The 20,816-nt window shown below is 60.5% G+C and carries 12 protein-coding genes, 1 tRNA gene and 2 pseudogenes; 3 read left to right on the top strand and 12 right to left on the bottom strand.

What is annotated here, in order from left to right; all coding sequences use genetic code 11:
* Nucleotides 1-9 precede the first annotated feature (9 nt).
* From EN914_RS00080 to traA, 4 genes are all read right to left on the bottom strand, one after another.
* Nucleotides 10-813 carry a hypothetical protein gene (locus tag EN914_RS00080; RefSeq protein ID WP_024503087.1) on the bottom strand — a complete coding sequence of 268 codons (804 nt, stop codon included), beginning with the start codon at nucleotides 811-813 and terminating at the stop codon, nucleotides 10-12.
* A gap of 432 nt (nucleotides 814-1,245) precedes the next feature.
* Complete coding sequence (locus EN914_RS00075; RefSeq protein ID WP_081714266.1) at nucleotides 1,246-2,976, bottom strand: DUF6538 domain-containing protein; 1,731 nt, start codon at nucleotides 2,974-2,976, stop codon at nucleotides 1,246-1,248.
* Between the two features lie 277 nt (nucleotides 2,977-3,253).
* A complete protein-coding gene (locus EN914_RS00070; protein ID WP_081714265.1) occupies nucleotides 3,254-3,469 on the bottom strand; it encodes an AlpA family transcriptional regulator in 216 nt (71 codons plus the stop codon).
* Between the two features lie 127 nt (nucleotides 3,470-3,596).
* Nucleotides 3,597-6,647: a Ti-type conjugative transfer relaxase TraA gene (gene traA, locus EN914_RS00065; RefSeq protein ID WP_024503085.1), complete on the bottom strand. Its 3,051-nt coding sequence runs from the start codon at nucleotides 6,645-6,647 to the stop codon at nucleotides 3,597-3,599.
* Nucleotides 6,648-6,819: 172 nt separating this feature from the next.
* Here traA and EN914_RS00060 point away from each other — a divergent pair, with 172 nt between their 5' ends.
* Complete coding sequence (locus EN914_RS00060) at nucleotides 6,820-7,146, top strand: conjugal transfer protein TraD (RefSeq protein ID WP_024503084.1); 327 nt, start codon at nucleotides 6,820-6,822, stop codon at nucleotides 7,144-7,146.
* 1 nt (nucleotide 7,147) lies between these two features.
* Nucleotides 7,148-7,396, top strand: a complete 249-nt coding sequence (locus EN914_RS00055) for a conjugal transfer protein TraD (RefSeq protein ID WP_024503083.1) — start codon at nucleotides 7,148-7,150, stop codon at nucleotides 7,394-7,396.
* Between the two features lie 379 nt (nucleotides 7,397-7,775).
* On the opposite strand, the gene EN914_RS00050 is transcribed toward EN914_RS00055, so the two are convergent.
* The 8 genes and pseudogenes from EN914_RS00050 to EN914_RS00010 all read right to left on the bottom strand — a co-directional run bounded on the left by EN914_RS00050 (nucleotide 7,776) and on the right by EN914_RS00010 (nucleotide 20,352).
* Nucleotides 7,776-8,798, bottom strand: coding sequence for an IS110 family transposase (locus tag EN914_RS00050; protein WP_081714277.1), 1,023 nt, complete (start codon nucleotides 8,796-8,798; stop codon nucleotides 7,776-7,778).
* Nucleotides 8,799-8,961: 163 nt separating this feature from the next.
* On the bottom strand, nucleotides 8,962-10,302 hold the full coding sequence (locus EN914_RS00045; protein WP_024503081.1) for an HlyD family type I secretion periplasmic adaptor subunit: 1,341 nt from the start codon (nucleotides 10,300-10,302) through the stop codon (nucleotides 8,962-8,964).
* Nucleotides 10,299-11,999 carry a type I secretion system permease/ATPase gene (locus EN914_RS00040; protein ID WP_024503080.1) on the bottom strand — a complete coding sequence of 567 codons (1,701 nt, stop codon included), beginning with the start codon at nucleotides 11,997-11,999 and terminating at the stop codon, nucleotides 10,299-10,301. The genes EN914_RS00045 and EN914_RS00040 overlap by 4 nt, the downstream gene beginning before the upstream one ends.
* Nucleotides 12,000-12,183: 184 nt before the next feature.
* Complete coding sequence (locus EN914_RS00035; protein WP_164756382.1) at nucleotides 12,184-15,750, bottom strand: S-layer family protein; 3,567 nt, start codon at nucleotides 15,748-15,750, stop codon at nucleotides 12,184-12,186.
* Between the two features lie 773 nt (nucleotides 15,751-16,523).
* Nucleotides 16,524-17,438 (bottom strand): annotated as a pseudogene (locus EN914_RS00025) (IS91 family transposase); the annotation flags it as partial.
* A 274-nt stretch (nucleotides 17,439-17,712) separates the two neighbouring features.
* Complete coding sequence (locus EN914_RS00020; RefSeq protein WP_024504769.1) at nucleotides 17,713-18,900, bottom strand: phage integrase central domain-containing protein; 1,188 nt, start codon at nucleotides 18,898-18,900, stop codon at nucleotides 17,713-17,715.
* Between the two features lie 160 nt (nucleotides 18,901-19,060).
* Nucleotides 19,061-19,136: transfer RNA gene (locus EN914_RS00015), tRNA-Phe, on the bottom strand.
* 322 nt (nucleotides 19,137-19,458) lie between these two features.
* A complete protein-coding gene (locus EN914_RS00010) occupies nucleotides 19,459-20,352 on the bottom strand; it encodes a helix-turn-helix domain-containing protein (RefSeq protein ID WP_024504770.1) in 894 nt (297 codons plus the stop codon).
* A gap of 85 nt (nucleotides 20,353-20,437) precedes the next feature.
* Between EN914_RS00010 and EN914_RS00005 the strand changes: the two are divergent.
* Nucleotides 20,438-20,816, top strand: a pseudogene (locus EN914_RS00005) (extracellular solute-binding protein); the annotation flags it as partial.

The raw sequence follows: 20,816 nt of genomic DNA, 5'->3' as shown, positions 1-20,816 counted from the left end.
ACGGCGTTTTCAGTGTCTAATGGGCGTTGGCACGTTGGTGGGTGCTGTCACGTTTTTTGGTGCTACAACTGACCCCAGAGGCCCGACCCAGCGAAGATACGGGCCGCCCTTTTTAACGAGGCTGATCTCGAATTTGGAGGGGTCGCCATCTGAACGCCGAACTGAGAGCGTAGCAAAAGACGAAAGCCCGATCTTGTTTATTTGTGCGAGATGCTCCTCGCTCGCCAAGATCTGGAGAGCCAAATATGGAGCGCTTCCGTCGACATGAGGTGTCACGCCAGCCGTGTGCTCTTTGGCGGTGGCTGGCTTTGACCTTGCGGCGGGTAACCGTGCTCGCCTAGCCCTGTAAGCCTTCTCGATGCCTCCTCGCTGCTTTAGCCAGTCGGGTATTTCGCTGTGTGGAATCTCGGCCTCCCACGCGTCAAGCAGCGCAAACTTCAGCTTTGAAGCCTTTTGTCGTCCGGTTCTGCTTCCAAGGCCGCAGACTATGCGGAGCACGTACTCCAGAGCCCTCTCGGGCTCATTGATTTTGGGTCGATCGGCGACATCGTTCCAATCGAGCCTATGACAGAAATCGCTCCAAGTGTCGGGATCTTTGCGCATGACCGACGCCAAATAATAGCCATCGGCGAGGTATTCGCGATAATGCTGGCGATACTGCGTTGCTAGAGTAGCGAGGCTGTTGCTTAGGGTGTCCAATGCGCCGTTGATGGCACCTTGGTTGTTCAGCAAGTCTTCGATTGGTGGGCACCTATCTTTTGATTCGAGCGCAACCGGTAGCTTCCGTTCTGGTGAATTTCCTTTGGCGCTCATTGCGCACCTCCGGCGTTCACGACCGTAAATTCCTTGGACAACGCGACAGCGTCCAAGATTGCACAAGCTAGATCGCAAGGCATTTTTCTACTCCGCAAAAAGCGGGATCGATGGAGATGGAAAAACAACGAATCCAGCAGCACCGACCCCAGATTGATCTGTGGTGATTTGGCCGAGCTGAACCGCAAAATCTGCGGCGAAGTCCGTGAGCTTCTTGGCTCTCCAAAGGAGAACTCGGCGCTCGGCCGATGGCTGCTGCCATTCGTCTAGTTGGGGAAATAGGCAGTCACTTGGTTATTCGCAAGGGTGGCTACAAGGTAAATTGCAATTGCTTGGTCCCGTCACACCGCCGACGGAATGCGCAAAGCTGCTGGAAGTGGCCCACAAGGGGAGCGAACGCGCGTCAAACTACACCAGAAAGAAAATGGCTTATCACTGTGGCCGCGACGCTAAATTCTGATTTGCGTCAACAAGTGAGTAGAAGGGTAGCTTGGCAAGCTGCTCGGCCATCGTTTTGAGTGTGACCTCGCCGTAAGTGTCGGCAACCGTCCGAGCTGCCTGACCTTGGATTGCGTCGAGGATGCGCGGAGGAATACCGGCTTCCATGCCAATTGTTTTGAAGCGGTGCCGCCAGCCGTGGTTCGGCGCCACATTTGGGTCTGGCACGAAGGTCCGCCCAAACTCGGCGAGCCGGTTCTTCAAGCCTCGCAGAGCCCCTCGGACGTTTTCAGACGAATCGACGTTCAAGAAGAGGTGGCCGCTTGTAGCCTCTTGTACAAAAGCAGGGAATCCAAGGTCTATCACCTGCTGATGGAGAGGTACCTCGCGGGCTTCATTAGTCTTAACTGTTCCGGCCTCAGGGGTGATGCGAATGACCCAGAAGTCGCCGCGCAGGGATACATCCTGCTTCCGCAACTGGGCCAATTCGCCTACGCGAGCTCCTGTGAATGCACACAACCATGGTACCCAACGCTTCGCCGCAAATGTCTTCGGATTTTCCTGCCCTCGCTGATGAGATAGCGCGCCAGAAAGGATCGTCTTCGCCTCTTCATCAGAAAAGCCCTTCGATCTATGGCGAGCAGGCTTTCCGACCTTCAAGGTCACACCGACAGCCGGGTTATGAGCGACAAGTCCGTTGGCGACCCCCCAGCCGAAGACGACTTTCAGAGCCGACAGATTGCTATCCTTAACCGTTTTGGCGGAAATCATCTTTCCAGTTTTCGGCGAGGGTGTGCTCAGTCGGTGATCTTTGAAGGCAATGACATCCTTAGCCGTGACCGTCGATGCGTCGTTGTGTTTCAAGAAACGAGCAAGATAGGCAAAGGCGTCTCTATAGCTTTCATAGGTGCTCGGTTTTCTGCCTGCTGCCTTGCTCTCCTTCCACCAACCGTCAACGAGGCCGGTCAACGTCGCTGCGTCGGAGTTCCCAGCCGTCGCCTTGTAGGACTGACCGTCTGCTGCCTGAGTATTTGCCGAACGAGGAAGGCGCCCGGGCTGCTCTCCTAGCTCAAACTCCCCGCGTTCGAGCCTTTGTAGCGTCAAGCTAGCTCGCTGCAGAGCAGCCCCAACAGCTCGTGCTGTCTTGTGAATGCTCCAAGGATCATCGCTGTAGCCATTGTCAGCTAGGATGGCCTCAGCCCTGCTAATGCATCTGGCCCTCATCGATTTCCAAAAGACATTCTCAATTGGCATTGTCCCCGGGATGGGATCAGCGATGCCTTCCACTCCAGCGACTGGATCAGTTGATGGCAACGGATACTTTTCCCACATGCCCTCGTACAGGTCGGTGTGCCAGTGGAGCTGTTCACTCGGATTGTCGTAGAATTTCGCAAGCCACTCATCGTGCACCGCCGTGGCAAGAAGATGCGCCTCACGGTCCGTAATGAGGCGCGGTGTGAGGGAATCTGCACCAGCAGGGGCAGGACCACCCCAGCTGCTTCCATTGACCGAGCCGTTTCCTAGCCGAAGCTGCGCCCACTCACGTTCGTACTCCGCAAGGACTTCCGCGAATTTTCGCTTTGCCTCTTCGGGGTCCTTCGTTCCGAGCGTCTTGTTGACTTCTCGGCGGCCGGTCAACAAGGCGATATCGGCTGGCATCCGCTTTCGGAACCAGTAAACGCCGGTCTTACGATGTTTTGTTGGACGGCTCATAGCTAGGACCATGTGTAACACCTGTGTGTAGCACTCGGGTAGCCCTAAGCAGTTAGTTTTGCTGGTTTTTCAGCTGTGTCAACACCTTGCGAGGGTGATGGTGCCAGAGGCGGATTCGAACTGATAGTCTATGTTTTTGAATTTATTAATAAATCTTCAGTGCAAATAATGGCCGATACCCGCAAAATTACCCAATTATAAGCTTTACCTGTGGTTCGATTCCACTTTTCCACAGGAAATTGCATCGCAACGACTCCGGCTATCATTTTTCTATCTCTTGCATCGGGATTTATCGGATTCCACCACCTTCTCGCCTCGGCCTCCAAGATGCGGGATTCTCTACCCACAGGTTGATATCGGATTCGTGCCATCCGGCACCGTTGACGCTGATCTTGATCTGCGCAGGAAATGTGCCCTCAGCGATCTTGCGGTAGAGGGTGGAGCGGGAGAGCCCAGTACGGGAAAGGACGGTTGTGAGGCGGATGATACGGTCGGGTTCTGACATGCCTGGCCTGCTTCTTGCTAGATGCTTCTGATATCTGGTGGTCAGACAGAACAGGGTGCTGCGGCCGCGCAATACGGATTGCCGCCGCATCGTAAGGTGACGTGGAATCGGCGGCAAATCGGATGGGTCAGATCCCTATGCCGCGCGCCCTCCCGAGTCCGATGCCGTGATTGAAGGCGAGTTCCGCGCCGAGACGCCGGCCTGATTCGACTTGGATGCCAAGCGCCTTCTTATGATTGGCAAGGAGGGATTCAAGCTGCGGATCGCGTTCGAGGCTTTTGGCCATATCTGACATGGCTGACCGCGTTGACTTGTAGCCGGACATGTCGCCGACCTGGTATTGATGCTGGCCCCTGCGGTCGAGCTTTTGCCAACGTTCCACGAAACGGTCGGCGCGGCGGCCGGGATCGGTGTCCAGGCCGGTGCGGATTTCCGTCTCTAGCTGGAGAGCAAGCACAATGCGATTGACGCGGCCGGCGCCCGCCTCACGGACCAGCTCGGGATTTTTGACATAGGCCGCTTCGGCATCGCGCCAGCCATGCGGCCGAACTTTCTCGAACGCGCTGCGGGCATCCCTCAATTCGAGCAACTGCTCGGGACTGCCCTGCCAGTCCGCATTTTCGCTGCCGATAACAGCGTCGAGAGCGCGCGCGTGACGCACAAGCGCCTTCGTGCGAGCGCGGCGCAACGCAGCTTCCGCGTCCACCGGCGCATCCGTTTCGCGCTGCGCTCCCTTGGCGGATGCCTCTCTTCCAGGTGCTGGGCCCGCATCTCCGATCTGCGCTCCAATATCTTCCTTTCCCGGCCGCCCGCGTTCCTGGCCGGGCTCGGCGTCGCCAGGCGAGCGCAATCCGTCGAGTAACCCGCCGATGCTGTCGCGCAGCTTCTCCGGAACGATGCGACGCACGATCTGGACCACACGCTGTCGGAAGGTGATGCCGTGCCTCTCGGCATAGCTTTGCGCCGGGTCGGCTTGCTCATAGTCGGATGCCATGTCCTTGGAGCGGTCGCGTGACAGCGTACGGACCAGCCGGTCGCGTGTGGCAAAGTCATCGGTGCCGTAGTGCAGATCCATGCCATCTCGATGGCGGGACAGGGCGACGTAGCTCCCGTGTGCATCCATGCCTGGCGTAGCAAGCACATGGGTGCGGTCAACTGTCATGCCCTGAGCCTTGTGGATGGTCGCGGCATAGCCGTGGTCAATGAGGGCATAGTTTTTCAGGTCAAAGCGCACCGACCTGCCGTCGTCGGTGCGCACGGCCATGCTCTGTGTGCTGACCTGTTCGATCACACCAAGCGTGCCGTTCTTGACGCCGAGCCCGCGCTCGTTGCGCAGGAACATGACACGGTCGCCGCCTGCGAAGTTTCTTGGGCCGCGTTCGACAGTCACTTGCACTTCGTCGCCGAGATCGCCGGCAATGCGCATGCGCTCGCGCGCTGCCTGGTTTAGGGCGCGCACCTCGTCGTTTGTGTGTGTGAGAATGATCCGGCTTGCCTCTGGATGCGCCTGCCTGTCACGATCCCAGCGCTCGACGAGTTCAGCTCGCGCGTCATCGCGCGTCGCGGCCTGATGCACCATGCCTTGCGCGTCGTATGCACTGATCGCGGCGCCGATCCTGCCGGTCGCCAGATCGCGCGTGGCATCGCGTTGCCAGTCCTCGCGCTGCCGGCGCACCTGGCCGATTTCGACGCCGCCATGACGCTCGTGAATCGAGCGGAATGCAGCACCGGCTTCGATCGCCTGCAACTGCTGGGGATCACCAACAAGGACGACCTTCGCCCCAACGTCCGCCGCATGGGAGAGCACGCGCTCCAACTGGCGCGTGCCGACCATGCCGGCCTCGTCGATCACGAGCACGTCGCGCGCAGTGAGCAGATCGCGACCCTGTCCCCAACCGTGTTCCATACTGGCGATCGTGCGAGACGGGATGCCTGATCCGCCTTCCAGATTCTCGGCCGCAATGCCTGAGAGTGCGGCGCCTTTAACCTCATAGCCCGCTGCCGCCCATGCCTGGCGTGCAACGCCCAGCATGGCGCTCTTCCCCGTTCCGGCAAAGCCGACGACGACACCAAGACCGCGCCCATCGGTGATGTGATCCAGTGCATCGGTCTGCTCGTCCGACAGGACAAGCCCGCGTTGTGCTGCCCGTGCCAAAGCTGCCTCGCGCTGTGCGTCACTCACCGCGTGACGCTCCTCGCCGGCCATGCGTTCCGCCGCGCGATGCAGGCACTGTTCGGTCTCGATCATCTGCCGGGTGGTGAACCGATCTTCGCCGCGTCCGTCCTTGCCGAGTTCGACCAGATCGGGTGAGTTGCCGATGGCTGCCATGACCGCGTTGAACTGCTCCATCCCGTCGCTGTGGCGATGCGAGAATTTTGCCATGTCCTTTCGGGTGAAGGTCGACTGCTGATGCGTGATTGCCACCAGCGCCACGGACGGATCCGCGATGATGCGCGCGCCATTGTTGCGCGCGATTTCGCGGTGCAGCTGGGCGCGATCTGCTTCAATGTCGGCGGCGTCAGTGCCACCGCCCTGAATGCGTTGAGCCGGTGCGCCAATCTGGGTTTGCGGCTCCAGGACAATACCCTGTGCTTCCAGACTGCGATGATCGATGCGGGCGTCTATGTCGAGTTCGGCCAGGCGCTCATTGGCAAGCTCCGCCCATCGCTCGCGCCAGCGTTCGACCATCTGGGTAGCATTCCAGTCGCGCACTTTTGCGCCAAAGCCATCTTCGTCCACGGACCGCATGGTCAGCATGACATGAGCATGCGGCTTGGGGCTGCCATCCTCTGCCCTGTCCCAGTGCACATTGAGATCGGCAACCATGCCCTTGCTGACAAACTCGACTTGTACAAAGTCGCGCGCCAGTTCGATGCCTTGCGCCTGGCTGAGTTCACGCGGGAGGGCAAACTCCACCTCGCGGGCCAGCTGCGCATCCTTGCGCAGCTCGAACGCCTCGACATCGTTCCACAGCCTCTCGCGGTCGCGCCAGGCCTCCGGTGCATCCTCCGGCAACATCACCTCGGAATGGACGACACCGCGCTTGGCCGAGAAGTCATGCGTGCGTTCGATCCGCTCGTCATGCAGCCGCGAAGCCGAACGGTAGGCGGCCGACGCCACAGCGCTGCTCCCTGCCTTGCGGCCAATGACCTTGACGTGAAGATGATAGATCGCCATCGCGACCAGATCATTTGCACGGCAAAGCGCACGTCGGCACGACGTATAAGCGCGCCCTCCCTCGAAAAATTCTCGGGATGGACCAGCCCGTCCCGGGCTGTCTCGGCAACCCTGAAGCCTTCCGGCGGTCGCTCGCCTATCATCGCCGCATCGCCAATCGATGGAGGCAGCCATGCGCAAACCACGGGACTTCGACGCAGATCTGAAGGCGCTGGAAGAAAAAGCGCGAGAACTCAAAACGCGAAAGGTGCAGCAGCTTGGCGAACTGGTCATCGCCACCGGCGCCGATCAACTCAGCACCGACGAGCTGGCTGGCGCGCTGGTCGCAATCGCCGAAACGACAGACACCGCAAAGCGTGAGGCATGGGCCAAGCGTGGGGTGATGTTTTTCGATAGCCGGTCGCGGCGAACTGCTCCGCCATCTCAGCGCAATCTTCGTGGCGCTTCAGCGCAACCGGGCAGCTCACAATTGCCTGCAAGCGGCACTGGCTCGCAATGACATGCGCACCTGGCAGGTCGAGCGCCGCAAGCGGACCCGACATCTGATCGAGCTTGGCGGGCTCGTTGTTAAAGCAGGCATTGTTGAGTTGGCCAACGACGATCGCGCCGTAATCTACGGAGCGATGCTCTGGATCGCCGCCAAGCTGCAGAGCGATGAAGGCAAGCATTCGCGCGACTTATGGGCTGTGAGGGGAAAGCAGGCGTTCAATGCGGAACAGCATGAGGAGAAAAAGGGCCAGCGAACGTAGCGGTGTTTGGCACGCGCGGCGGGCGGCGCGGAGACTTCAAATATCGTAGCGCCGCCCGCTTTGCTCCGGCAGTCGATTTTAGGTTCTAGAATCTCGAAGGTCTCGACGGGGCCCTGTATGGACGGCTCTCCGTTGGCAAGGGATTCTTTGAGCTTTGCCTTTGCTGGTTGGTGCGGCCATGTATCCGACCTGTAGGTGCGGCCTATCATGTGCCGCTGGCCATAATGCCATTCGCGCGTCTCAGGTCCCGATCGTAAGCTCGCACTCGAGGTGCACGGCCCCAGTGGGTTTTCCTGATCCGGCGGTATCAACCGGCTTTGTGCATTAGCTCCTGTCCGCCCTTTCCAACCTCGTCAGCGATCGCTCGCCTTATCTTGTTCTATGCGATGACCGGCTCCCTGTAGCGCTCACTGTTCGTCATCAGTGCCCAGACCATCCGGGCGGTCTTGTTGGCCAACGCAACCGCCGCAACCTTGGCTGTTCGCCGCGCCATCAACTGCACGAGCCATGGCCTCCTGGTACCGTTGCGCTCGGCATAGCGGATGACCGCCATCGCACCCACCACGAGCAACTGCCGCAAGTACCGATTGCCGGCCTTGGAGATACTGCCGAGCCTCTCCTTCCCCCCGCTCGAGTTCTGCTTCGGCACGAGTCCGATCCATGCCGATAGACAGCGCCCCGACTTGAACGCATGCGCATCGGCGACCGTAGCCACGAATGCACTTGCCAGCAGCGGGCCGACGCCTGGGATTTCCATCAACCTGCGACCAAGCTCGGTCTCACGCGCATTCGCCCGAACCCTACGATCGTTTTCGAGGATCTGTTTCTTCACGACCCTGAGCTGCGCCTCAAGCATGCGAAGGCATAGCCGCGCGTCAGCTGGTATCCTGGTCTCGTTCTCGTCGTTGACGACCACGAGCAGTTGCTCAATCCCATTCCGCCCGATCGGCGCTACGATCCCGAACTCGGATAGGTGTGCCCGCAACGCGTTCGATATCTGCGTGCGCTGGCGGTTGAGCATCAACCGGACCCGGTGTAGCATCATCACACTTTGCTGCTCGGGTGATTTCACAGGCACGAAGCGCATGGTCGGCCGAGTGACCGCCTCGCAGATCGCCTCTGCATCTGCGGCATCATTCTTCTGCCGCTTCAGATAAGGCTTCACATATTGTGCCGGCAGTAACCTCACATCGTGACCACGTGCGATTAGCTCGCGAGCCCAATAATGCGACGAGCTGCAGGCTTCGATACCGACCAGGCAACGTGGCAGGCTCTCGAAGAATGCCATCACGCGCCCACGCGTCAGCTTCCTGCGAACGACAACCTCACTCGCCGCATCCACCCCGTGGATTTGAAACACTGACTTCGCAATATCCAGACCAATCGTCGTAACGTTGCCCATCATAGATCTCCTCCAGCTTCTGGCCCAACGATCATACCGCAGGGCGGGAGGAGAGCCGTCCACCGCATCATAAGCGGAACATCGGCTTTCAGCATGCTCGGGCCAAAAAGCGTACATTCGCATCAGCCAAAGCCCACCTGGATGCAGTCTGACGACGCGTTGTCTACTTCTGCCGGAACGCTGTGTGCAAAGACGTCGTCAGTGGTCCAAGAATGTAGTCCAGCGCCGTGCGTTTCTCGGTCACGATCATCACGGAGGCCGGCATGCCTGGATAGAGCTGGATCTGCGGTGCGGCGGCGAGTTCCTGCTGATCTACGGCAATGTCGGCGACATAGTAAGGAAAGCCAGTTTTGGGATCGGTGATCCGGTCCGCGGAGATGTGGGTGACACGGCCGTGGATGACGGGCGTCGTGCGCTGCTTGTAGGAGGTGAAGCGAACCTCGGCCGTCATGTCGGCGCGCAGGCTGGATATGTCCTCAACCCGGACCTGCGTTTGGACGATCAGCGAATTCCTGGTCGGCACGATGTCGAGGATGGTCTGGCCCGGGGAGACGACCGCGCCAGTCGAGAAGATGGTCAAATCCATCACCTGGCCGTCGTAGGGAGCGCGCACTTCGGCGCGGTCCACGGTCGCCTGCGCGGCAAACATCTTCGGTACCAGGTCGGCGAGATTCGATTGCGTGTCGATCAGCATTGCCGAGAGTTTTGCGCGCCGTTCGTTGGTGAGCTGCGCGATCTGGCTTTCCAACTCGGCCTTGCTCTGGCGGTTGCCGGCAATTTCGCCAAGCGCCTGGTCAATGAGGCCCTGCAGGTCGGAGGCGGAACGGTCGAGTTCCAGGATGCGCGTGCGCGTCGTCAGCCCGGCCTTCAGCAATTTGTTGAGGCCCGCCTTTTCGTCGATCGTGGACTTGAGCTGCGCGCGAAAAGACTCGACGCGTGCCTGTTTGCCGTCGATTTGCTCGTCCAGTTCGGCTATCCGCTTCTGTAGGATCTGCTTTGCGCCAGCCATCGAGGCGCGCTGGCTCTCGAGGTCGGTGATCTGGTTGGCCATCGCGTCCTGCAGATAGCCTTGGTGCTCGGCGGAAATATCCTTGGGGAAGGCGACCGCCTCGCTGCCGTCGAGTTCGGCGCGGATACGAGCATCCGTTGCGCGCAGCAGCGCATATTGTTGAGAATAGAGGTTGAACTCGGAGCGGGCGCGGGTGTCGTCGAGCATGACCAGCATATCGCCGGCTTTGACGATATCGCCGTCCTTGACGCGGATTTCCTTCACCGTGCCACCATCGAAGTGCTGCACGCTCTTGCGGTTACCCTCGACTTTCACCACCGCGTCGGCAAGCACCGCGCCATTGAGCGGTGCTATCGCCGCCCAGCCGCCGAACACACCGAAGAAGACAAGAATGATAAGCAGCCCGACCAAGACCGGGCCCCGGATCGAATCCGGGTTGGCGCTCGCGTCTTCGGCGCCGGACAGGCTGTGATAGGTGGCCGCGATGTCAGTCATTGGGTTGCCACTGCAATCGGCGCGGCGCGCTGGTTGAGCAGCGCCACGATCTCGTTCCTCATGCCGAAGGCCTCGACCCCGCCGTCCCTGAGGAGCAGGATCTTGTCGACATTGGCCAGCGTCGAAGGCCTGTGCGACACGATGATCACCGTGCTTCCACGACGCTTGAGTTCCAGCGCGCACTCCGCGAGCGCACGATCACCGTCGGCGTCAAGGTTGGAACTCGGCTCGTCGAGAACGATGAGGTTTGGCGTTCCGAAGACAGCTCGGGCAAGCGCGATGCGCTGCCGGTAACCGCCCGACAGCACCGCGCCGCCTTCGCCGATCTGCGTCTCATAGCCTTGCGGCAAGCGGATGATCATCTCATGCACGCCGGCGAGCCGGGCCGCCTCGATCACTTCGCGGTCGACATCGATTTTGAAGCGCCCGATATTGGCAGCCACGCTTTCGGAAAAGAGCTCGATGTCCTGTGGGAGGTAGCCAATATGGTCGCCGAGCGCCTCCCTTCCCCATTGCGTCATGTCAGCGCCGTCCAGCCTGACCGTGCCCCGACTCGGCTGCATGATTCCGGCGAGGTGACGGGCAAGCGTCGACTTGCCGGCGCCGGAAGGACCAACGATGCCCAGGGCCTCGCCGGCCTCGAGCTTGAACGAGACATCGCGCAACAGCACCTTCTGCAGGCTTGGAATGGCGAAACTGAGCTGTTCGACGGCGATCTTGCCGGTGGGCTTGGGAAGGCTAAACGAGCGTTCCCCTTGCGCGCCGCCGTCAAGCAGCTTCTCGGTCCTGCCGAGAGCAGCCCGCGCCAGGATCAGGCTGCGCCAAAGGCCGACGATCTGCTCGACAGGCTGCAGCCCCCTGCCTAGAAGAAGGCTCGCCGCAAACATCGAACCGCCGGTGATCTGCCGCTCGATCACCAGATAGGCACCAAGGCCCAGAATCAGCGACTGCATGGTGAGGCGCAGGAAGCGGATAACCCCGGACATGAGTGCGGCCCGGTCGCTGGCCTGCCCCTGCTGCTGCAGCGCCAGGCCGCGGTCGCGTCCCCAGCGGCGGACGAGGCCGTCGATCATGCCCATGGCGCGAACGACTTCCGCGTTTCTCAGGCTCATTTCGGTGAAATTGTAATTGGCCGTGGCGAGATCGTTGGCCTGCTTCAGCGGCACTCGCACGATGTATTCGTTGAGCACAGCCATGGCGATCAAGAGCAGCGAGGAACCGAGCGCGAAGAAGCCGAGCCATGGATGAAGAAGGAAGATGATGCCGATATAGATCGGCGACCACGGCAGGTCGAACAGTGCGTGGATGCCGCTGCCGGTGATCACCTGGCGGAACGTGTCGAAATCCCGGATCGGCTGGCTTTGCGAGGCGCCTAGCGATGGCCTCTCGACGGAGGCCGCCAGGATCTTCGCCGAAAGCAAACGGTCGAGCCGCGCGCTGGCGCGCGTTAGGATAGCGGCGCGTACGAGGTCGAGACCGGCGAGCGCCAGGAAAGCGGCAAGCAACACCAGGGTGAGCATCACCAGCGTGGTCTCGCTGCCGCTGGTGACCACCCGGTCGTAGATCTGCAGCATGTAGAGCGGGGATGCGAGATAAAGCAGGTTGATCGCTAGGCTGAACGCCGCCGCAAACAGGAAATAGCGGCGGCAGGCGCGAAGCGCTTCCCTCACCACCTTGGATTTGCTGTCGAGACCCAAAATACCCAACGGAGAACCGCCCCCTGTCCAAAATGCATGCCCGGACCCGATACTACTCCCGATCCCTCAACCGGCCACCCGATCTGCACGTAAACCTTCCGTAAACCTTAATTCGTAAGCTAAACGCTAGGCCGGCTGAGAAACCGGGCTAGCCGCGCATGATTGCGGGCTCGCTCTCTTTCTGTCACGCAGCGAACTCGCTTGTTCCCCCGGCTACGCCAGTCAGCGTGAACTCCGGATTGTAGGTGACGACGGTATGGCCTTCGCCGTCATCGGCAAGCCTGAAGCCGTTTGCATCATAGGTGCCGAGCAAATGCAGCGTTGCATTGTGGGCGCCGTCGGAGACCGTCAACGTGCCGCCGCTGCCGTCCTGGCTCGCCTGATAGGCAACCGTCGTGCCGGTGCCGAACAAGACGTCGTTGAGGTCCAGCTTGTCGTCGTTGGTGATGCCGCCGATCCGTCCGCTGTAGTCAAAGGAGTCATCGAGCTCCAGCGTGCCGGCCGCGTTCTGCGCGAAGGTGACATCCGTCGACGACGCTGCGCCGAATTCCAGCTTCGACAGGTTGCCGATAGTGGCATCGCCGTCGCCGGTGACTTCACCGTGGATGACGATGTTGCCGCCATTGGCCGAGAGCATTCCGGAATTCGCGATCCCGCCGGCGACGATCAGGCCGCCCGAACCGGTCGCCTCCAGTGTGCCGGAATTGGCGACGACACTGCCGCCGGTATCGATGACGAGCGCATTGGTGCCCGAAGCGATGATGGTGCCCCTGTTGTCGAGGCCGAGCATGCCATTGCCCAACTGGCCGGCGCCCGAGATCGTGTTGTCAATATTGATCAGGGTGACGTCCGGACCGGTTCCGGAGATGACGTTGAACGCACTGTCGGAGAGCTCGAGCTGCCCCCCACCCTGCAGCGTCACGCCATGCTGGATGACCTGCAGCAGGGTTTCGCCGCTGGTCGAGTTCAGCGAGATGACGCCGCTGTTGTTGACCGTGCCGCTCAGCGGCAGCAGCGCGCCGTCGCCGATGGTCATGGTTCCGGCATTGTTGACCGCCGGCGTCTGGTCGAAGACGAAATTGCCGGCGCCGAGCGCGGAGGAATGCACGCCTTCCAATGTGATCGACTGCCCGTCGCCCAGCGTGATCACCGCATTGCCGCTGGCGTCGTCCGCGGTATGCGCCTGGACGTCGGCAAAGCTCTGGAAGCCGGAATAGCCGACGAGGTCGACCTGATCGGCGGCAGCATCGAAGCTGTGCACGGTGTCGTTGCCGATCGGCTGCGAGAAGACGAACAGATCATTGCCGCTGGAGCCGGTGAGCACGTCGTCGCCCGACCAGGCGAAGATCGGCGAGCCCGGCGCATAGGCCTCGACATTGTCGGCAACCGACATGCTGCCCGTCGTGCCGTCGGCATTAGTCCAGGTCATTTGAACGTCGAGCACCGCCGCGCCGGCGAAATCGGCCGGCGTGGTAGCCGTCAGCTCGTGGACGGCGCTGGACTGCACAGTCCAGGACCCGTCTGCGTTCTGCGTCGCGCCGTCGATGGTCCAGCCGGAAGGCACGCCCTTCACAATAACGGTGACGGCCTGGCCGTCCGACGGGTCGGTCAGCGCGAGGTTAATGGGCTCACCAGCAACACCAGCGGGCAAACTGAATATCGGGCTTCCTATGCCGCCATGTCCGGTAGAGTCTGTCCAGAATGACGAGCCCGTGCCGCTACTTATCACGCTAATAGTGTGCGACCCCCCTCCAGACGCGCCCTTAAGAGCCAGCGTGTAAATGTCATGGCCACCGGTCATCCCTACGTGAATGATCGGTCCATCGACGGTTGCTCCGACAATCTGGAGGTCGCTGAGACCAAAACCCGTAACCGCTTCGCTAAAAGTAAATGTAACCGTAGGTTTCGAACCGTTGTTGTCCGATGTTATGACCACTGTCGGCGGCGCATCGGCGGTGTTGACAGTATAGTTGACCGAGTTGGTTGTGGCCGCTGGGGCATTACCCGCTGGGTCTTGCCAGGAAGTGCCGACGGTGATCACGTTGGTAGCATCATTGATCGACGCGATCGGTGTTAGAGTGGCAGTGAAGACCTTTGGATCGCCCGTTGGCGTGATTGCGCCCAGGGTTGCGCTCGTGGTGTCATAGCTCACGTCTGCAGCAGAGAAGTTCGACGGTACTTCACTGAAGGTAAAGGTCACTGTTGCGACATCGCCGGTCGTGAGTGCGGTGTCGTTGATCCCGATCACAACCGTCGGGACGACGGTGTCCACCGCCTGCACAGATTGCGCCGCTGCCGTGCTACTGTTACCCGCAGCGTCAAGGGCCGCAGCCGCCACTACATTGACGGTCATATTGCCTGTAAAGCCCGCGTTCGGCGTCACGGCCAGTGTGTAGGTATCGGCATCGATTGCGGTGAACATGCCCTTGGTGCCGTTTGTGACTGCGACGTCACTAGCATCAAAGCCGGTTACCGCCTCGCTAAACTGGAAGGTGTAGACAACGTTGCCGCCCGCAATGTTGGCGGTGCCAGGCTCGTCGTCCGTGATCACAACGGATGGCGCCGAGGTGTCGAGGTCGATGGCGGCGCCGTTGGCCGAGGCCGTGTTGCCGGCATCGTCGGTGACGTGGAGCACCGAGCTGATCGGCCCGTCATTCATGCCCGACAGATCGACCGTGCCCGCCGAGGCGAGAACCGTCACATTGTGTGCCAGGACGCCGTCGCTGAAGGTCACCGTCGCATCCGCGCCGGCCACATCCGCGTCGATCCCGGAGACCGTGAAGGCAACCGCGGTCTTCTCCGAATTGTTGATCGTCGTGTCGGTGATCGACAGCGTCAGCGGCGCACCCAGGTCCGCCGAGGTGTCGATGGCAACCGTATCGCTACCACCAGCACCGGTATTGCCGGCAGTATCGGTGTAACTGCCGGCCGTTATCGAAACGGACCCAATGCCATCAAAACCGTCTGCTGCCGTGAACTTCGCCGTATAGTGCGAAGCATCAATTATCACAAAATCAGTCAGCGTGCCGTGAGACGCCGTAACATCGGCCGCAGTGAAGCCCGTCACCGGGCCAGTGAATGTGAACGTCACGACCGAGCTGTTATCGCTATCACTTAAGGCAGCATCGACAATGTTGACCGCTACAGGAACATGTCCGGCGCCATCGAGAACCACAACTTTCTCAACACCAGTGACCTTGAGATCAAGCGTCTTGAAGGTGTAGACAGAGCTGTCGGCCTGGGCAGTTTGTGCGCTGATATGCGCCGGAAGCCAAACGTTCTTGAAGTATGCAATCTCTGCCGTGATCGCGGCATCGCTCAGTTGGGCCGCACTGAGCCATATCTGCAAAGTGTCGGCGTCCGGCGTGGACCCAGCTTTGCCGAGCTGCACCGCGCCGTTTCCACCGTCGTAAGAGTCGTAGCCTGTAAAAGCACTTCCGCCGAGCAACGTCTGAGTGGGCACAGTTCCATCGGTGGTCTGGTCTGTTCCGGAATAGAGCGTTGCACCGGTTGTTGTCAGCGTGGAACTCGTGAATGTGCTACCCAGCCAATATTGGTTCTCGAAGGCCTTGTAGATCAGGATGTCCGATCCCGATCCGCCAAGCACCGTATCGAAACCGCTACCACCATTGAGGATATCATCGCCCGATCCGCCATTCAGGCGGTCGTTTCCAGCACCCCCGGAGAGCATGTCATCTCCGCTGCCGCCAACCAGATTGTCGTTGCTGCTCGTGCCGACAGTCGAAGCCATTGCTACCCCCTGCGGACAGACGCACCCAGCGTCCGCCTGTTTGCCGTCCTTGACGGCTGATTACCCCATGCCGAAAGAGTCGGCACCCAGTCCAACGGGAGAGAATAGCCATGCAACCAGGCGCAATGCGACAACCCGGCCCGTGAACGGCGCGCCTTATAAGAGCGGTTACAGACAGGCGGTGGCTCCGGTGGTGATGGCTGCAGCGGCTACATATAACCGCGCTGCGTTTCCCCTGCCCCAGTAGCGCCTAACCCGTTGTTGCCGGTCACGAGGTAATTTGCGCTACCACTACATTAGCATATTATTAACTTTGCCAAAGGCTGCGTCAACCTCCAATCGAATGAAGGGTTAACGACAGTATGCGTACTTGTACGTCATGCATCTAAATTGTACTTCGGCACCCCTAATGCATCGGTCTCCAGGACGGGGATAGGCTCCAAGCCGTCATCAGGTTTCATCCTGAAACCCCTTTGAACGCCGCTGTGGGCAACCAAGACCTCCGGTTTGCCGGCCGCAATCGTCCGCTTTCGGGAAATGGCACGTCGGCGTGCGTGTCCGACATTGGGAAGGGTTTCGGGTACCGTCAGGCGGACGAAAGCCTCTCATGCAGGAACCCGTGGGCCACAGTCGATGTCCATGGGGATTTCGGAGTTTGGCTGATGTCGGCGATGGCACGACCGCCTCTGGGAAGAGTCGACATGGGTGCCGACAGTCCACTTCGTTGCCTCTCGGCGTGAGACTGTCTGGGTGTGGCCGGACGGGCGGAAGTCCTCGGGTTCGCCTGGTGTGTCGTCATCGGGCGGCGCGGCGACGTTCAGCAGTTCCCGGGCGAGCGCGAGACTGGCTTTGCGGGCGGAGCCGGCGAGCAGCCCGTAGTGCCGGATGCGGTGGAAGCCTCGCGGCAACACATGGAGCAGGAAGCGGCGGATGAACTCGTCGGGGCCAAGCATCATGACCTGCTGGCGATCGGCGCCGTCGCGGCGATAATCCTTGTAACGGAAGGTGACACTGTTCTTGTCGAATGCGATCAGGCGGCTGTTCGAGATCGCGACCCGATGGGTGTAGCGGGACAGATAGGCGAGCACGGCCTCCGGTCCTGCGAACGGCGCCTTGGCGTAGACCACCCAGCGCTTCTTCCGGACGGGAGCAAGGTGGCGCAGGAATGCTCGGCGATCAGTGAGGTGTGCGATCGACCCGAAGAAGGCGAGCCGGCCGGCATCGTGCAGCGCGATCAGCCGGGTGAGGAAGAGCCGGCGGAACAGCGCCCCAAGCACGCGCACCGGAAGGGAAGGCCGGTCGCGACGAGACCCAGCGACTTCCGTCCGGCGCGATGCCGCCGCCCGGCACGATCATGTGGACATGCGGATGATGCGTCATCGCCGATCCCCAGGTGTGGAGCACGGCGGTGATGCCGATGTGTGCGCCGAGGTGCTTGGGATCCGCAGCGATGGTCAGCATCGTCTCCGACGCCGCTTGAACAGCAGATCGTAGACCAGCGCCTTGTTCTGGAACGCAATGTCGGCGACCTCGGCCGGCAGCGTGAACACGACATGGAAGTAGCCGACCGGCAGCAGGTCGGCCTCACGCTCGGCAAGCCAGGTGCGCGCGGCGGCGCCCTGGCACTTCGGACAGTGCCGGTTGCGGCAGCTGTTGTAGGCGACACGCCAATATCCGCAGTCCGTGCAGGCGTTGGCCTTGGAAGCGGAAGGAGCTTCGGAAAGCAGTAAGTTGCCTGACCGCGTAATCTAAGTTTGAAGTGCGTAGGAATGACGATTCTGGAGGACAATGGCCATTCCCGATTTGTGGGTCGCCGGACCGGGCAGGATTCGGATGCAAAAGAGCCGACGAGTCCGATTAGCCCGCTGAACGCTAGGTTGCTGCCAAGTGAGCAGCTTAAGTACTTATGCCGGCGGTGATCGCGCCAACCCGGAAAACAGCGGCCCTACCGTGAAATGCGAACTAACGGTGCGCCTTTAGGGCGTCTAGCAAATCTCCCCACTCGTGCATCAGCGTCACGCGTTGCTCCCAATAGGTCGCGCGGTTGTAGGTCCGCCGAATGGCGTTCTTGTCTTGGTGCGCCAGTACCGCCTCAATTACGTCTGGATCGTATTTGCGGGCGTTGAGGATGGTGCTGGCAGTCACCCGAAAGCCATGGGCGGTCACCTCGTCCTTTCGGTAGCCCATACGCCGTAGCGCGGCATTCATGGCGTTCTCGGAAAGCGGACGCTTGGTCGAGCGGATCGAAGGAAAAACCAGGCCGCCGCGCTCAGAAAGGGGCCAGACTTCTCCCAGGATCCGGAGCGACTGCTTGGACAGTGGCACATCATGCGGAGCACGCATCTTCATGCGCTCGGCCGGGATGTGCCAGACAGCCTTCTCTTGGTCGAATTCGGCGCGGGTCGCCCCCCGCACCTCGCCGGGACGGACGCAGGTCAGGGCGAGGAACTGGAGAGCAGCTTTGAGAGTCGGCCAGCCATCGTACTCATCGATTGCCACCAGGAGCTGACCGAATTTCTTTTCATCGGTGATAGCGGCACGACCATTGGCTTTAGGCGGCTGGAGAGCACCGCGGAGGGGCAGGGTTGGGTCGGTCTCTGCCCGCAGGGTGACAATCGCCAACCGGAAGACGCTCCCGATCACGCCGCGCAAGCGTCGCGCTGTTTCCCGTCGGCCGCTCCTTTCGATCTTCTGGAGAAGTTGGAGTATTTCCGCCGCAGTGATCTCTTTGATGGGACGTTTGGCCAGCGGGCTGGCCAGGTCTTTGAGTAGCCACTTGGTTTTGGTGGTGGTGGCCGCCGCAGCGTCCCGTTCCTCCATCCGCGTGACATATTCCTCGGCGATCAGGCCGAAGGTAGTCCGTGCTTCCGTGATGGCCGCGATCTTCTCCTCCTTGCGTTTGGTGGAGGGGTTGATGCCGGCGATTAGTGATCTCTTGGCATCGTCCCGCTTCCCTCTCGCGTCGAGAAGTGACACCAACGGGTATTTTCCAAAGGAGAGGATGTTTTCCTTCTCCAGGTAGCGGTATCGCAATTGCCAGAGCTTGGAGCCGTTTTTTTGGACGAGAAGATAGAGCCCGTCGCCATCAGCAAGGCGATACGGCTTGCCTTTGGACTTGGCGTTCTTGCAGGCTAAGTCGGAGAGCGACATGGGTAACGGACCTCCGGGGTAATGGGTAACACCCGGATCGTTACCCATAAACTGATGCGTTGCAACGGCACGCGGCGGGTCACCATGAGCAGCCAGGACAGACTAACTCATTGGTTTAATTGACTAGTGGGATGCTGTGAGAAGCTCTGGGAAAGGAAAATGGTGCCCAGAGGCGGATTCGAACCACCGACACGCGGATTTTCAGTCCGCTGCTCTACCAACTGAGCTATCTGGGCCTGTTCCGGCAAACGAAAACTCGCAGGCCGGAATTCATCGAGGCGCCGTGGGGCGCCCCTTGAAAGCGCGTGGGTTATAGCACGGGAATTCGGCCTGTCCAGCGCCTAGGTGGCGATTTCAGGCAGGAAAAGCGATGCCGTGCGGCGCCCGGGTTTCCATGCCGCTTGTGGGCCGGAATCGCGCACGGCATGGCACGATCCGGCCTTCGCCATTCTTGTCCGTGCCGCTATTGCAGGCTGAAACGCCGTGACATGTCTTTTAGCCGGGGCGGTCGAGGCGCAGCAATGCTCGCGGCACCGGGCGCCCGCAAGTCGCCATCGCCTATCTGGCGCCGGTCACGCCGCGGCGAAAATCGGAAGGCGACATGCCGGCGAGCTTGCGGAACGACTTGTTGAAGGCGCTGAGCGAGCCGAAACCCGAATCCATGGCGACACGCAGCACATTGGCGTCCTGATGCATCAAAAGCGCCTGCGCATAGCTCAGCCGCAACAGGTTCACATACTCATTGAGCGTCATGCCGGTGGATTTCTTGAACAGGCTCATGGCGTATTTGGGATGGATGTCGGCGGCCGCGGCGATGTTCACGCAATCGATGTCATAGAGGAAGTTTTCGGCGATGAAATCGCACATGCGTCCGACATTCCGCGACGATTGCTGGTCAAAGGGGCTGCCTGTTTCCTGGTCGGTCGGAGTTGCGGATACCAGCCGATAGGGCTCGAACCGCACTCGCTCCAGCCGCAGCAGCAATTCGTTGACGGCATGTTCGGCCTTGGCCTGGTCGCCGGACCGGGCGTAGCGGTTCCAGCGCTCGAAATTATGGTTGTCGGACTGGTCGGTGGCCGATGTCACCAGTGTTGCGCCCGTCATCAGCCGGTGCCTTATATCCGTGGGCAGGTGCAGCCGGAAGAAATGCACCAGCGGCAGATGCGCTCCGGCATAGATGGCGTCGTCGGACAAATCGTCCATCTGGTGCGGCAGGCCACCCCAGAACAGGCACATCTCGCCGGCCGAAAGCGAAATCTCGTGGTCGTTCATGCGGTAATGCACGCTGCCGCGCACGATGAAATTAACCTCGACCTGGGCGTGCCAATGCGGCTTGAGCATCACCAACGGATTGGTGTGAAACATCTGCAGGAGCAGCGGCAGGCCTTCCACGCTGCTGGCCCCAGGCTGGTAGAACGGCCGTTCAGGCATCTTACTTTCCGCCAATTTCATATTCCCTTTGACGGCGACAGGCCTTGCCCGGTGCATAGTCTAGCCACGCTCACAGTGAGAGAGCAAATGAAATGGGAGGATTTCAATGCGCATCACAATGACCTGCGCCGCGCTCGCGCTTGCCCTGGGCTCAGCCCCGGCCTTCGCGCAATCCGGCGAAATCACCATCTGGAGCTGGAATGTCGCGGCTTCATCGCTGAAAGCGACCATTGCCGGCTTCAACAAGCAATTTCCCGACGTCAAGGTCACGGTCCAGGATCTCGGCAACCAGCCGACTTACGACAAGTCGATCGCCGGCTGCGCCGCCGGCGGCGTCGGGCTGCCTGATGTCGTCACCATCGAGAACGGCGAGGCCGAGAATTACTGGAGCCAGTTCCCCGACTGCTTCGTCGACCTGCATACGCTCGGTTACACAGCCGACGACCAGAAAAAATTCCCCGATTTCAAGCGCACCGAGTTGGAAG

This window comes from Mesorhizobium sp. M7A.F.Ca.CA.001.08.2.1 (assembly GCF_003998455.1).
GTDB lineage: Bacteria > Pseudomonadota > Alphaproteobacteria > Rhizobiales > Rhizobiaceae > Mesorhizobium > Mesorhizobium ciceri.
This window is presented reverse-complemented; position numbering and strand designations above follow the sequence as displayed.

Bases quoted from the DNA above. Each gene is read 5' to 3' on its own strand.
- EN914_RS00080 (WP_024503087.1), bottom strand. From the start codon at position 813: ATGAGCGCCAAAGGAAATTCACCAGAACGGAAGCTACCGGTTGCGCTC.
- EN914_RS00075 (WP_081714266.1), bottom strand. From the start codon at position 2,976: ATGGTCCTAGCTATGAGCCGTCCAACAAAACATCGTAAGACCGGCGTT.
- EN914_RS00070 (WP_081714265.1), bottom strand. From the start codon at position 3,469: ATGTCAGAACCCGACCGTATCATCCGCCTCACAACCGTCCTTTCCCGT.
- traA (WP_024503085.1), bottom strand. From the start codon at position 6,647: ATGGCGATCTATCATCTTCACGTCAAGGTCATTGGCCGCAAGGCAGGG.
- EN914_RS00060 (WP_024503084.1), top strand. From the start codon at position 6,820: ATGCGCAAACCACGGGACTTCGACGCAGATCTGAAGGCGCTGGAAGAA.
- EN914_RS00055 (WP_024503083.1), top strand. From the start codon at position 7,148: ATGCGCACCTGGCAGGTCGAGCGCCGCAAGCGGACCCGACATCTGATC.
- EN914_RS00050 (WP_081714277.1), bottom strand. From the start codon at position 8,798: ATGGGCAACGTTACGACGATTGGTCTGGATATTGCGAAGTCAGTGTTT.
- EN914_RS00045 (WP_024503081.1), bottom strand. From the start codon at position 10,302: ATGACTGACATCGCGGCCACCTATCACAGCCTGTCCGGCGCCGAAGAC.
- EN914_RS00035 (WP_164756382.1), bottom strand. From the start codon at position 15,750: ATGGCTTCGACTGTCGGCACGAGCAGCAACGACAATCTGGTTGGCGGC.
- EN914_RS00020 (WP_024504769.1), bottom strand. From the start codon at position 18,900: ATGTCGCTCTCCGACTTAGCCTGCAAGAACGCCAAGTCCAAAGGCAAG.
- EN914_RS00010 (WP_024504770.1), bottom strand. From the start codon at position 20,352: ATGAAATTGGCGGAAAGTAAGATGCCTGAACGGCCGTTCTACCAGCCT.